At 62.1% G+C, this 13,421-nt stretch carries 11 protein-coding genes and 1 tRNA gene; 7 read left to right on the forward strand and 5 right to left on the reverse strand.

Features of this window, described 5'->3' with window-relative positions; genetic code table 11:
• Positions 1-101 precede the first annotated feature (101 nt).
• The 5 genes from lpdA to KI610_RS02170 all read right to left on the reverse strand — a co-directional run bounded on the left by lpdA (position 102) and on the right by KI610_RS02170 (position 7,319).
• Entirely contained in the window at positions 102-1,886 is a 1,785-nt protein-coding gene (gene lpdA, locus KI610_RS02150) for a dihydrolipoyl dehydrogenase (protein ID WP_226497057.1), read from the reverse strand.
• 12 nt (positions 1,887-1,898) lie between these two features.
• A complete protein-coding gene (gene aceF, locus KI610_RS02155) occupies positions 1,899-3,530 on the reverse strand; it encodes a dihydrolipoyllysine-residue acetyltransferase (RefSeq protein WP_226497058.1) in 1,632 nt (543 codons plus the stop codon).
• A 15-nt stretch (positions 3,531-3,545) separates the two neighbouring features.
• Positions 3,546-6,221 (reverse strand): pyruvate dehydrogenase (acetyl-transferring), homodimeric type, encoded by a 2,676-nt coding sequence (aceE, locus tag KI610_RS02160; RefSeq protein WP_226497059.1) that lies wholly within the window; start codon positions 6,219-6,221, stop codon positions 3,546-3,548.
• Positions 6,222-6,416: 195 nt separating this feature from the next.
• Positions 6,417-6,716 carry a hypothetical protein gene (locus tag KI610_RS02165; RefSeq protein WP_319004200.1) on the reverse strand — a complete coding sequence of 100 codons (300 nt, stop codon included), beginning with the start codon at positions 6,714-6,716 and terminating at the stop codon, positions 6,417-6,419.
• Positions 6,717-7,319 carry a cytochrome c oxidase subunit 3 family protein gene (locus tag KI610_RS02170; protein ID WP_226498495.1) on the reverse strand — a complete coding sequence of 201 codons (603 nt, stop codon included), beginning with the start codon at positions 7,317-7,319 and terminating at the stop codon, positions 6,717-6,719.
• A 179-nt stretch (positions 7,320-7,498) separates the two neighbouring features.
• Here KI610_RS02170 and KI610_RS02175 point away from each other — a divergent pair, with 179 nt between their 5' ends.
• The 7 genes from KI610_RS02175 to KI610_RS02205 all read left to right on the forward strand — a co-directional run bounded on the left by KI610_RS02175 (position 7,499) and on the right by KI610_RS02205 (position 13,419).
• Positions 7,499-9,376: a thiamine pyrophosphate-dependent enzyme gene (locus KI610_RS02175; protein ID WP_226497060.1), complete on the forward strand. Its 1,878-nt coding sequence runs from the start codon at positions 7,499-7,501 to the stop codon at positions 9,374-9,376.
• Positions 9,373-9,984 carry an indolepyruvate oxidoreductase subunit beta gene (locus KI610_RS02180; RefSeq protein WP_226497061.1) on the forward strand — a complete coding sequence of 204 codons (612 nt, stop codon included), beginning with the start codon at positions 9,373-9,375 and terminating at the stop codon, positions 9,982-9,984. Before KI610_RS02175 ends, KI610_RS02180 begins: the two co-directional genes overlap by 4 nt.
• A 74-nt stretch (positions 9,985-10,058) precedes the next feature.
• Positions 10,059-10,919: a bifunctional methylenetetrahydrofolate dehydrogenase/methenyltetrahydrofolate cyclohydrolase FolD gene (folD, locus tag KI610_RS02185; protein ID WP_226497062.1), complete on the forward strand. Its 861-nt coding sequence runs from the start codon at positions 10,059-10,061 to the stop codon at positions 10,917-10,919.
• Positions 10,920-10,954: 35 nt separating this feature from the next.
• Complete coding sequence (gene purE / locus KI610_RS02190) at positions 10,955-11,452, forward strand: 5-(carboxyamino)imidazole ribonucleotide mutase (RefSeq protein ID WP_226497063.1); 498 nt, start codon at positions 10,955-10,957, stop codon at positions 11,450-11,452.
• A gap of 25 nt (positions 11,453-11,477) precedes the next feature.
• A complete protein-coding gene (locus tag KI610_RS02195) occupies positions 11,478-12,464 on the forward strand; it encodes an L-threonylcarbamoyladenylate synthase (RefSeq protein ID WP_226497064.1) in 987 nt (328 codons plus the stop codon).
• 121 nt (positions 12,465-12,585) lie between these two features.
• Positions 12,586-12,661 (forward strand) — tRNA-Ala (locus KI610_RS02200).
• A 173-nt stretch (positions 12,662-12,834) separates the two neighbouring features.
• A complete protein-coding gene (locus KI610_RS02205; protein WP_226497065.1) occupies positions 12,835-13,419 on the forward strand; it encodes a CBS domain-containing protein in 585 nt (194 codons plus the stop codon).
• Positions 13,420-13,421: the final 2 nt, after the last annotated feature.

The raw sequence follows: 13,421 nt of genomic DNA on the forward strand, positions 1-13,421 counted from the left end.
CCTTGCGCGCATTGAAAAAGGGGCCTTGATGGCCCCTTTTTTATTCCGGAATTGCCCGATTCGTTCGGGCTGAAGCATAAATCCGCAGCCGGTTCGTCTGGCTACTTCTTGCGCGGTGCCGGCACGTCGGTACAGGTACCGTGCGCCACTTCGGCCGCCATGCCCACCGTTTCGCCGAGCGTCGGGTGCGGGTGGATGGTTTTGCCGATATCGACCGCATCGCAGCCCATCTCGATGGCCAGGCAGACTTCACCGATCATGTCGCCAGCGTTCGGGCCGACAATCGCACCGCCGATGACGCGATGCGTTTCGGCATCGAAAATCAGCTTGGTGAAGCCGTACTCGGCACCGTTGGCGATGGCGCGACCGGATGCCGCCCACGGGAACTTGGCGGCCTCGACCTTGCGGCCTTCCTTCTTCGCCTGATCCTCGGTGTAGCCGACCCACGCGACTTCCGGGTGGGTATAGGCAACGCCCGGAATCACCGTGGCGTCGAAGGCGGCCTTGTGGCCGGCGGCGACTTCCGCCGCGACGTGGGCTTCATGGACGGCCTTGTGAGCCAGCATGGGATTGCCGACGACGTCGCCGATGGCGAAGATGTGCGGCACGTTGGTCCGCATCTGGGCATCGACGTTGATGAAGCCACGGTCGGTGACCGCGACGCCCGCCTTGTCGGCACCGATCTTCTTGCCGTTCGGCGAGCGGCCGGCGGCTTGCAGGATCATGTCGTACTTGACCGGTTCCGGCGACACGCCTTCGCCTTCGAAGGTGATGTAGAGGCCATCTTCCTTGGCATCAACAGCAACCGTCTTGGTCTTCAGCATGATCTTGTCGAAGCGGTGCGTGTTCTGCTTTTCCCAGACTTTGACCGCGTCGCGGTCGGGGCCTTGCATCAGCGCGTCGAGCATTTCGACGACATCGACCTTGGCGCCCAGCGTCGAATAGACGGTGGCCATTTCGAGACCGATGATGCCGCCGCCGATGACCAGCATCTTCTCCGGCACGAAGCGAAGTTCGAGCGCCCCGGTCGAATCGACGATGCGTGGATCCTTCGGGATGAAGGGCAGATGCACGGCAGCCGAACCGGCGGCGATGATGCACTTCTGGAACTTCACGATCTTCTTGCTGCCCGTGGTGTCCTGGCCGCTGCCGGTGGTTTCCTGCACCTCGATGTGATGCGGGTCGAGGAAGGTGCCGAAGCCGCGCACGATGTCGACCTTGCGGCCCTTGGCCATGCCGGCCAGACCGCCGGTCAGCTTGCCGACAACCTTGTCCTTGTGGGCGCGCAGCTTGTCGATATCGACCGTGGGGGCGGCGAAGGTGACGCCGAGATCGGCCGCGTGCTGGGCTTCTTCCATGACCGCGGCAACGTGGAGCAGGGCCTTGGACGGGATGCAGCCGACGTTGAGGCAGACGCCGCCGAGGGTGGCGTAGCGCTCGACGATGACCGTCTTCATGCCGAGGTCGGCCGAGCGGAAAGCCGCCGAGTAACCGCCGGGACCGGCGCCGAGGACGAGCATCTCGCACTCGATGTCGGCACCGCCGGCATGGCTGCCGGCGACCGGGGCGGCCACCGGGGCGGCGGCTGGCGCCGCGGCCGGGGTTTCCGTTTTTGCTGCTTTTTCCGGGTTGACCGTGGCAGCAGCGCCACTTTCAACCTTGATCAGCAACGCGCCTTCACCCACCTTGGCGCCGAGTTGAACGAGCACTTCCTTGACCACACCGGCGACCGGCGACGGTACATCCATCGTTGCCTTGTCGGATTCCAGCGTGCAGATCGCGTCGTCAACCTTGATGCTGTCGCCGACCTTGACGAACAGGTCGATGATCGGCACTTCGGCGAAATCGCCGATATCGGGGACTTTGACTTCTACCAGATTGCTCATGGTGTTCTCCCCTTACAGCGCGACGCGACGGAAGTCGGCCAGCAGCTGCGCGATATAGACATTGAAGCGGGTCGCCAGCGCACCGTCGATAACGCGGTGATCGGCGGTCAGCGACAGAGGCAGGACGAGGCGCGGCACGAAAGCCTTGCCGTCCCAGACCGGCTTCATGGCCGACTTGTTGACGCCGAGGATGGCGACTTCCGGCGCATTGACGATAGGCGCGAAGTAGGTGCCACCGATGCCGCCCAGGCTGGAAATCGTGAAGCAGGCGCCGGACATGTCGGCCGGCTTGAGCTTCCCGTCACGCGCTTGTTTGGCCAGATCGCCCGATTCCTGCGCCAGTTCGAAGACCGACTTCTTGTCGACGTTCTTGACTACCGGGACGACCAGACCGTTCGGCGTGTCCGCAGCGAAACCGATGTTGAAATATTTCTTCAGCACCAGATTGTCGCCATCGAGCGAGGAATTGAATTCCGGGAATTTCTGCAGGCCCTTGACGCAAGCCTTCATGAGGAACGCCAGCATGGTCAGCTTGGCGCCGCCACCCTTTTCGTTTTCCTTGTTGAGCAGTACGCGGAAGGCTTCGATGTCGGTGATGTCGGCATCTTCGTGATACGTCACGGCCGGGATCATCACCCAGTTGCGCGACAGGTTCTGGCCGGAAATCTTCTTGATGCGCGACAGCGGCTTGACCTCGATCTCGCCGAACTTGGCGAAATCGACCTTCGGCCACGGCAGCAGGTCGAGCCCGCCGCCAAGGCTGGCGCCGCCAGCGGCAGCAGCCGGGCCGGCAACGGCGCCGGACATGACGCCCTTGACGTACTTGGTCAGGTCTTCCTTGACGATGCGGTTCTTCGGGCCGGTAGCCGGCACTTTGTTCAGGTCGACACCGAGTTCGCGGGCATAGGCGCGGACCGACGGCGAGGCGTGAACCTTGGCGCCAACAGCCAGAGCCGGGGCCAGTGCAGCCGGGGCAGCAGCGACAGGCGCGGCGGCTGGCGCAGCAACCGGGGCGGCCACAGCGGCAGGTGCCGGTGCAGCAGCTTGCGGTGCGGCTGCCGGAGCCGAAGCGCCGGTTTCCACCTTGATCAGAACCGTGCCTTCGCCGACCTTGGAGCCGAGTTGAACGAGCACTTCCTTGACCGTACCAGCGACGGTGGATGGAACATCCATCGTCGCCTTGTCGGATTCCAGCGTGGCGATCGCATCGTCCACCTTGATGCTGTCGCCGACCTTGACGTAGAGCTCGATGACCGGGACTTCGGCGAAATCGCCGATATCCGGCACCTTGACTTCAACCACGCCACCGCCAGCGGCAGGGGCAGCGGCAACCGGAGCAGCCGCGGGGGCCGGCGCCGGTGCAGCAGCCTGGGCGGCCGGGGCTGGCGCAGCGGTAGCGGCGCCACCCGTTTCAACCTTGATCAGCACGGAACCTTCGCCGACCTTGGAACCGAGTTGCACCAAAACTTCCTTGATCACGCCGTCGACCGTGGAAGGCACATCCATCGTCGCCTTGTCCGATTCCAGCGTGGCAATGGCGTCGTCGACCTTGATGCTGTCGCCGACCTTGACGTACAACTCGATCACCGGCACTTCGGCGAAATCGCCGATATCGGGGACTTTGACTTCAATGATTTGGCTCATGTTGTCTCTCCCTGATTAAACCGACATCGGGTTGGGTTTGTTCGGGTCAAGGTTGTACTTGACCAGAGCGGCAGCGACGACTTCGCGCTTGATCTCGCCGTTGTCGGCCAGCGCCTTGAGGGCAGCCAGCGTCACCCAGTGACGATCGACTTCGAAGAAATGACGCAGCTTCTCGCGGGTATCCGAACGGCCGAAACCATCGGTGCCCAGCGTGACGTACGGTGCCTTGACGAAGGGACGGATCTGCTCGGAGAACAGCTTGATGTAGTCGGTGGCGGCAATGACCGGGCCCTTGGCGCCTGCCAGCTTTTCTTCGACGTGCGACAGTTTCGGCTCTTCGAGCGGATGCAGCATGTTCCAGCGCTGGGTATCGATACCGTTGCGCGCCAGTTCATTCATGCTCGGGCAACCCCAAAGGTCCGCCTCGACACCCCAGTCGGCCTTGAGCAGGTCGGCGGCAGCGATGACTTCGCGGAAGATGGTGCCGGAACCGAGCAGTTGAACGCGCGGACCAGCCGACTCGGCGCCCTTCTTGAAGGCGTACATGCCCTTGATGATGTCGGCTTCGGCGCCGACCGGCATTTCCGGGTGCTCGTAGTTCTCGTTCATTACCGTCAGGTAATAGAAGACGTCTTCCTGTTCCTGGAACATGCGGCGCATGCCGTCCTGGGTCACGACGGCGACTTCGTACTGGAAGGTCGGGTCGTAGGAAATGCAGTTCGGGATCAGGTTGGAGAGGATCAGGCTGTGGCCGTCTTCGTGCTGCAGGCCTTCGCCGTTCAGCGTGGTGCGACCGGCCGTGCCGCCGATCAGGAAGCCACGGGCGCGCTGGTCGCCAGCCGCCCAGCAGAGGTCGAGAACGCGCTGCATGCCGAACATCGAGTAGCAGATGTAGAACGGAATGGTCTGGACGTTATGCACGGAATACGAGGTGGCGGCAGCAATCCAGTCGCTCATCGCGCCCGATTCGTTGATGCCTTCCTGCAGCACCTGGCCGGTCTTCGACTCCTTGTAGAACATGAGCTGGTCATGGTCTTCCGGAACGTAGTTCTGGCCTTGCTGATTCCAGATGCCAACCGAGCGGAACATGCCTTCCATGCCGAAGGTGCGCGACTCGTCCGGCACGATGGGCACGACGTTCTTGCCGACGTTCTTGTCCTTCAACATCATGTTCATGATGCGGACAATGGCCATCGTCGTGGACAACTCGCGGCCTTCGCCGGATGCCTTGAGCAGGGCGGCAAAGCTGTCGAGCGACGGAATGGCCAGCGGCTCGGCCTTGCGGCGGCGCTGCGGCAGGAAACCGCCGAGGTCGACGCGACGCTGCATCATGTACTTGTGCTCTTCCGAATCTTCAGCGAACTTGAGGTAAGGCAGTTCGTAGAGCTGGTCGTCCGGCACCGGCAGGTTGAAGCGGTCGCGGAAGCGGCCGATCTGCTCCTTGTCCATCTTCTTCTGCTGGTGCGAGGTGTTCATCGCTTCGCCGGCCTGGCCCATGCCGAAGCCCTTGATGGTCTTGGCCAGGATCAGGGTCGGGGCGCCCTTGGTCTTGATGGCGCGGTCGTAGGCAGCGAAGATCTTGAAAATGTCGTGGCCGCCGCGGTTCAGTTGCCAGATTTCATCATCGGTCCAGTCGGCGACCAGTTCCTTGAGTTCCGGCGTGTTGAAGAAATTCTCGCGAACGTAGGCGCCGTTCTTGGCCTTGAAGGTCTGGTACTCGCCGTCGCACAGTTCCATCATGCGCTTCTTGAGGATGCCCTTCTTATCGCGGGTAAACAGCGCATCCCAGTGGGTGCCCCAGACCAGCTTGATGACATTCCAGCCAGCACCGCGGAATTCGGATTCGAGTTCCTGGATGATCTTGCCGTTGCCACGCACCGGGCCGTCGAGGCGCTGCAGGTTGCAGTTGATGACGAAAATCAGATTGTCGAGCTTCTCGCGACCGGCCATGCCGATGGCGCCGAGGGATTCGACTTCGTCAGTCTCGCCGTCGCCCAAAAAGGCCCAGACCTTGCGATCACCGGCCTTGGCCAGTCCGCGCGAGTCGAGGTACTTCATGAAGCGGGCCTGATAAATGGCCTGGATCGGGCCGAGGCCCATGGAAACGGTGGGGAACTGCCAGAAATCGGGCATCAGCCAGGGGTGCGGGTAGGACGAAATGCCCTTGCCGCCGGTTTCCTGGCGGAAGTTGTCCATCTGCTCCTCGGTCAGGCGACCGAGCATGAAGGCGCGGGAATAGACACCCGGAACTGAATGGCCCTGGAAAAAGATCAGGTCGCCGCCGGACGGATCATTGATGCTGCGCCAGAAATGCGAAAAGCCGACGTCGTAAAGGGCGGCGGCTGAGGCGAAGGAGGCAATGTGGCCGCCGACGTTGGTGTCCTTGTTGGCACGGACGACCATGGCCATCGCGTTCCAGCGGATATACGAATGCAGCTTGATTTCCATGTCCGGGTTGCCCGGGTACTTGGGCTGCTGGTCGGCCGGAATGGTGTTGATGTATTCGGTGTTGGCCGAGTAGGGCAGATCGATCCCGTCTTCGCGGGCCTGGCCGATCAGCTTCTCGATCAGGAAGTGAGCGCGGTCGGCGCCTTCCTGGGTGATGACGCTGTCGAGGGCGTCAGTCCATTCTTTGGTTTCCTGCGGATCGAGATCGGCAGGGTCAGGCAAATTGTTCGGTTGTTCGGCCATGGTTTGTCTCCTGGGTTTGAATTTCATTCTGTTTTGCCTGTTCAGCAAAACTACTTTAACTGCTTCTGACTCGGATCGCGAGTCGGTACTTTCCCTAATTCGCGTTTCGCATTGTAAAAACAATATTCGCATCGTGCAATACGTGCGAGCACGTACCGCGAGTTTTTTTGCAGATTTACAACGGCGGGGTTTGGGTTAAAGCGTGGCCCAGCGGGCCAGCGTGCCGCCAAAGAAGGCGGTGGCGATCAGGGCCAGCGGCGAAGCGGCGATGAATACTTTGAGGACGCGGGCAATGAACGGGTGGGCGACCTGCGATTCGATGAAACAGCGGGCGACCAGCGCGCCCTTGAACCAGATGATGGCAGCGACGAGCAGCGGCAGCCAGCGCGCTTCGCGGAACCATTCGCTGAGGCCGAGGCTGGCCAGCGTCAGGGCGACCAGCGCGAGCCATGCCACGGTCAACCGGAAAAAATGGTCATTTTTGAAATCCATCATTCAGGCCAGCACGTAGAACAACGGGAAGATGATCAGCCAGATGATGTCGGTAGCGTGCCAGTAGCAGGCCAGGGCCTCGAGGCCGGCATAGTCCGCGGACGAATAGCCGCGGAAACTCAGCCGGGCGAGCACCCACAGAATGCCGAGGATGCCCCAGGTAGCATGCACGAGGTGGGTGAAGGTCAGGTAGTAGTAGACGGTGAAGAAAATGCCCGATTCACCATTGATGCCGTGCGCGAGATTCCAGTCGATTTCGAGCGCCTTGGTGACCGGATAGCCGAGCGCGACGACCAGGCCGGCGACCAGCCAGATGATGGCCGAGCGATGCTTGTCCTGGCGGATGGCATTGACCGAGCAGGCGATGAAGTAGCTGCTCGTGATCATGAGCAGCGTAATGGTCGTGCCGGCGGCTACCGACAGGCGTTGGGCGCCGTCGTGGAAGGCCTGCGGGAAATGGGCGCGGGCGATGAAGTACACCGCGAAAAGCACGGCGAATTCGACGAACTCGCAGGTAATGCCGGCCCAGATGCCCTTGTTGCCGGGAATGCGCAACGGGCTTTCGGCAACGGGGGGCGGTTCGGCGAGGAGGATGGCGGTGGTCATGGCTGGCGTTTTGGCGAGCATCGATTGTTCCGCGGGTGGGCGGCGCCGGCCTTGATGTTCATCAATGGCATTCTGATACGACACGAAAAAAATGAATTGATGAGTTGCGTTGTATCAAGTCGTCCAAAAAATGCCCTCCTATAATTTGTGGCTTTCGTGCAAATGATCGAGGAGTCGACATGGCGGCAGTCATGCCTGTACCCGCAGCAAGCCGGGTTTTGATGTCCGGTAACGAAGCAGTCGCTCGCGCCGTCTGGGAGGCGGGCGTCAAGGTCGCCGCCGCCTATCCCGGCACACCGTCCACCGAAATGCTCGAAGTCATTTCGAGCTACCCGGATCTCTATGCCGAGTGGTCGGTCAATGAAAAGGTCTCGCTGGAAGTCGCCATCGGCGCCGCTTACGCCGGCTCGCGTTCCTTCTGCTGCATGAAGCATGTCGGCATGAACGTCGCCTCCGATGCGCTGATGACGCTTACCCTGACCGGTGTGGTCGGCGGGCTGGTCATCGCCATTGCCGACGACGTCGGCCTGTCATCCTCGCAGAACGAACAGGATTCCCGCTACTGGGGCCGCTTCGCCCATGTGCCGGTGCTCGAACCAGCCGATTCGCAGGAAGCCTACGCGATGACGCTCTACGCCTACGAGCTGTCCGAAAAATTCCAGGTCCCGGTCATCCTGCGCATGACAACGCGGATCAACCACGTCAAGTCGCTGGTCACCGTCGGTGAGCGGAACGAATACGTCGGTGCCGGTTTCAAGAAGGAACCAGCCCGCTTCGTCATGGTGCCGGGCAATGCCGGCAAGCGCATCCCGCTGATGTTCGCGCGCGATATCAAATTGCGCGAACTGGCTGAAACTTCCGAGCTCAATTTCATCGAAGAGGGTTCCGACAAGCGCGTTGGCTTCATCGCCTCCGGCCCCGCCTACATGCATGTCAAGGAATCCTTCCCGAACGCGCCGGTTCTCAAGCTCGGCTTCTCCAGCCCGGTGCCGTTCGAGAAATGCCGCGAACTGGCGGCCATGGTCGACCTGGTTGTCGTCGTCGAAGAAGTCGAGCCGCTCGTCGAAACCGAACTCAAGGCGCAAGGCATCAAGGTTATCGGCAAGGAAATCCTGCCGCTGCAGGGCGAGTTGTCGCCGAACGTGCTCAAGCCGGCCATCGCCAGGTTGCTCGGCGAGCCGGTTACGGAAACGACCGCGCTGGCTCCGATGCAGGTCTTCCCGCGGCCGCCGACGATGTGCGTCGCCTGTCCGCACCTCGGCGTCTATTACACGCTGTCGCAAGTGCGCAACCTCAATATCTCCGGTGATATCGGCTGCTACACCCTGGGGGCAGGACACCCGTGGAACGCCCTCGACACCTGCGTCTCGATGGGCGCCTCGATGGGCGTCGCGCTGGGCATGGACAAGGGCCGCGGCGAGGCCGACAAGGACAAGCGGATCGTCGCCGTGATCGGCGATTCGACCTTCCTGCACATGGGCATGCAGGGTCTGCTCGACATGGTTTACAACAAGGGCAACGTCACGGTTTTGCTCCTCGACAACCGCGCCGTCGGCATGACGGGCGGCCAGAACAATCCGGGCAACGGCTACGGCATCCACGGCGAAGAAGCGCCGCGTGTCGATTTCGCCAAGCTGGTCAGTGCACTGGGCGTCAAGGATGAGCGCATTCACGTCGTCAATCCGTATGAATTGCCGGTGCTCTTCAAAACCATCCGCGAAGAGGTCAAGGTGCCCGAGGTGTCGGTCATCATCACCGACCAGCCTTGCGTGCTGGTCAAGGATTACCACAAGCTCAAGCCGTTCGAGGTCATCGACGACAAGTGCACGGGCTGCGGCAATTGCATCGATGTCGGTTGCCCGGCCATCCACGTCACGCGCCGTGGCAAGGAGGTCAAACCGAGCGGTCGCGAAGTCGATCTGGCCTTCGTGCGCATCGAAACCTCAGTGTGCACCGGTTGCGGCTTGTGCGTCCAGCCCTGTGCGCCGAAGGCCATCGTCCATCATGTGCAAACTTCGCCGATCCAGTTGGTGACCAAGGGAGGCTGCGCAGCATGAGCGAAAATACCAATATTCTGGTCGTCGGCATCGGCGGTCAGGGCGTCATGACGGCGACCGAAATCCTCGCCGAGGCCGCCATCGCGCTCGGCCACGACGCCAAGAAAACCGAAGTCGCTGGCATGGCGCAGCGTGGTGGCGTCGTTTCGTCGCACCTGCGTTTCGGCCAGCGCGTCCTGTCGCCACAGATCACACCGGGTACGGCCGATGTACTTCTCGGCTTCGAGTCGGCCGAAGCCATGCGCTGGCAGCACATGCTCAAGCCGGGCGGCATTACGCTGATGAACACGGCCAGACTGGTGCCGCCGGTCGTCGAACTCGGCTTGTTCGATTACCCGGAAGACCCGCTGGCCGAGATCAGGAAATCCGGCAACAAGGTTGTCGCCTTCGATGCGACGACCATTGCGCAGAATCTCGGCGACATCCGCCTCGGCAACACGGTCATGCTTGGCGCTATTGCCGATCACCTGCCGTTTGGCGCCGAGGTTTTGCTCGACTGCGTGCTCAAGCGCTTCCAGCGCAAGGGTGAAAAACTGGTCAAGTTGAATCGCCAGGCTTTTGAAGCTGGTCGCGCAGCGGTCGGCGAAGCGGAAACTGCAGCCGCGTAATCTGGTAAAATACGCGCCAATTCAAAGGGAAAGGCCTCCGCCTTTCCCCTTTTTCTTTTCAGTTGGATGCGACGATGACAGCTCAAATTATTGACGGCAAGGCGCTGGCCGAAGAACTTCGCCAGGGTTTCAAGGCACGCGTCGAGGCGCTCACCGCCAAGGGGCACAAACCCGGTCTGGTGGTCATTCTGGTCGGGGCCGACCCGGCTTCCGAGGTCTATGTCCGCAACAAGGTCAATGGCTGCCTGGCCATCGGCATGCACTCCGAAAAGATTACTTACGACGCCACGGTCGATCAGGCGACGGTGCTCGACAAGATCGCCGAACTGAACGCCGATCCGAACATCCACGGCATCCTTGTCCAACTGCCGCTGCCGAAGCATTTCGATGAAGAAGCTGTGCTCGAAGCGATTGCCGCCGACAAGGACGTCGATGGTTTCCACGCCGAGAACGTCGGGGCGCTGGCCCAGGGCAATCCGCGCTTCATTCCCTGCACGCCCTACGGCGTCATGAAGATGTTCGAGAAGGGCAATGTCGATCTGACCGGCAAGGAAGCCGTCGTCATCGGCCGTTCGAACATCGTCGGCAAGCCGATGGCGCTGCTGTTGATCAACGCCGGGGCGACGGTCACCGTTTGCAACTCGCGCACCAAGGACCTGAAATTCCACACCAGCCGCGCCGATATTCTGGTCGCCGCCGTCGGCAAGCCGAAATTCGTCACCGGCGACATGGTCAAGCCGGGCGCCGTCGTCATCGATGTCGGCATCAATCGCCTGCCGGACGGCAAGCTATGTGGCGACGTCGATTTTGCCAGCTGCCTCGAAGTCGCCGGCCAGATCACCCCGGTGCCGGGCGGTGTCGGGCCGATGACCATCACCATGCTGCTGGCAAATACCATCGAAGCTGCGGAACGAAAAGCGGCGCTGGCTGACTAAGGCCTCTTTCCATCCCTACTAGAAGGATTTACAACATGAGCACAAAGCCCCTCGTTGGCATCGTCATGGGTTCGGACAGCGACTGGCCGATCATGCGCGCCGCCGCCGTTGCCCTGAAGAACCTCGATATTCCCTACGAAGCCAAGGTGCTGTCGGCCCATCGCACGCCCGATCAGGCGCTTGACTACGCCTCTACCGCCGCCGAGCGCGGCATCAAGGTGCTGATCGGCGCCGCCGGCGGTGCCGCCCACCTGGCTGGCGTTCTCGCCGCCAAGACGCAACTGCCGGTGCTCGGCGTGCCGATGCCGTCCAAGCACCTGATGGGTCTCGACTCCCTGCTCTCCATGGTCCAGATGCCCGGCGGCATTCCGGTCGCCACCTTTGCTGTCGGCGAAGCCGGTGCCACCAATGCGGCCCTGTTCGCTGTTTCCATTCTGGCCTTGAGCGATGCCGCCGTGGCGCAAAAGCTGGCCGGTTTCCGCCAGAGCCAGACCGAAAAAGTGCTGTCCAAGACGCTGCCTGACCAGCCTTGACCGCCACTCCGACCCGCTTTCGCCGATGACTCAGGACTACGCGCGCGCCGTTGAGTTGCTGCGCGCCGGCGAGCTGGTCGCCTTCCCGACGGAAACGGTTTACGGCCTGGGGGCGGATGCCGCCAACCCGGCCGCCGTCGCCAAGATTTTTGCCGCCAAGGGCCGCCCGGCCGATCACCCGCTGATCGTCCATGTCGCCGGTCATGACGCCGTCGACCATTGGGCCGAGCAGGTTCCTGCTGTCGCCTGGGAGCTCATGGAAGCCTTCTGGCCCGGCCCGTTGACGCTGATCCTGAAAAAGAAGGCTTGGGTGCCGGATGCCGTGACCGGCGGTCAGGACACCGTCGGCCTGCGCGTTCCCGGTCACCCGGTGGCGCTCGAACTGCTTCGTCGGTTCGCTGCGGCGGCTGGCGAGCACGCCGGCATTGCCGCTCCCTCGGCCAACCGCTTCGGGCGCATCAGCCCGACCACGGCCGACCACGTCCGCGAAGAACTCGGTGACCGGATTACGCTCATTCTCGATGGCGGCCCGTGCAAGGTCGGCATCGAATCGACCATTGTCGATTGTTCGCGCGGCGAGCCGGTCGTCCTCCGTCCCGGGCACATCGCCCCGGCCCACCTCGAAGCCGTCCTCGGCCGTCGCCCGGCCATCGAAACCGCCGCCGGCGCGCCACGCGTCTCCGGCTCGCTGGCCGCTCATTACGCACCGCAAACGCCGATGCGTCTGGTGTCGTCCGAGCGCCTGCTCGATTTCATCAACGCCCAGCGCCACAAAGGCGACCGCTGCGGCGTCATCAGCACCAACCAGCCGCCGCATGCCGGCATGCCCCACGCCTGGCGCCTGCTACCGGCTGACCCGGTCGGCTACGCCCACGACCTCTACGCCGCCCTGCGCGACATGGACCACGCCGGCGTCGACCTGATCGCTGTCGAAGCCCTGCCCGACGAACCAGCCTGGGCCGCCGTCGCCGACCGCTTGCGCCGTGCAGTGGCGGGGGCTGGACAGGCTTAAAAGCACACTTCCACGGTCAACCGGAAAAATTGGCCAAAATTGAAATTCCGCCCGGCAGCTTCGCCGCGCCCACAAAGCACTTTGATATGAAAATTGGAGTGCGCTAGAATCGCCCCACGTTGGGGGGGTAGCTCAGTTGGGAGAGCGCCTGGTTCGCAATCAGGAGGTCGTGAGTTCGATCCTCATCCTCTCCACCATCGATTCCTGAAAAGGCCTGATTCGTCAGGCTTTTTTCAATTGTGCCCCGGGTTAGGGTTTTCCCTCGGGGTGCTTGTATTGCCATCCGAATCGCCGAATACTTCGCGTGTCAGGTTATCGCTGACGCAACAGAGGTTTGGTCGCAAAACAATAACGGATGGAGGATCGAGACATGAGTTTGGTACCCAAGGTGCAAACGCACAAGATTTCCAGGAACATCACGCTGAGTGCTGCCGGATACAACGTGATTGCTGCCGATTCGCCGGCTATCGAGGCGATGACCGATTTTCTGCGGGTCAGCGTGGTCGTCATCGGCCCCGATGCCTCGGTGGTCGAGGCCAATGCGCAGATGATCGCGCGCGGCGTTCGTCTGCTCATGGTGACGTCGGCCGACGACCGGCTGGAAGGCCTGATTACCGCCCGCGACATCCTCGGCGAGAAGCCGATGCAGGTGGCGGCAGCGCGCGGCTGCAAGCGCGACGAATTGAAGGTGGCCGAGCTCATGACGCCGATCAGCGCGGTTGATACGCTGTATTTGAAGGAAGTCCTCAACGTGCGCGTGGTGGATATTCTTGATGCCCTGAAACGTCTCGGCCGCCAGCACATCCTGGTCGAGGACGTCGATGCGGCGACCGGTCTGCCGCGCGTCCGTGGCGTATTTTCGGCAACCAACATTGGCCGCCAGCTTGGCGTGCCGGTGCTCGGTTTCGAGCTGGCCAGCACCTTCGCCGAAATCGAAGCCGCGCTGGCCAATTGAGG

Source organism: Ferribacterium limneticum (genome assembly GCF_020510565.1).
GTDB lineage: Bacteria > Pseudomonadota > Gammaproteobacteria > Burkholderiales > Rhodocyclaceae > Azonexus > Azonexus limneticus_B.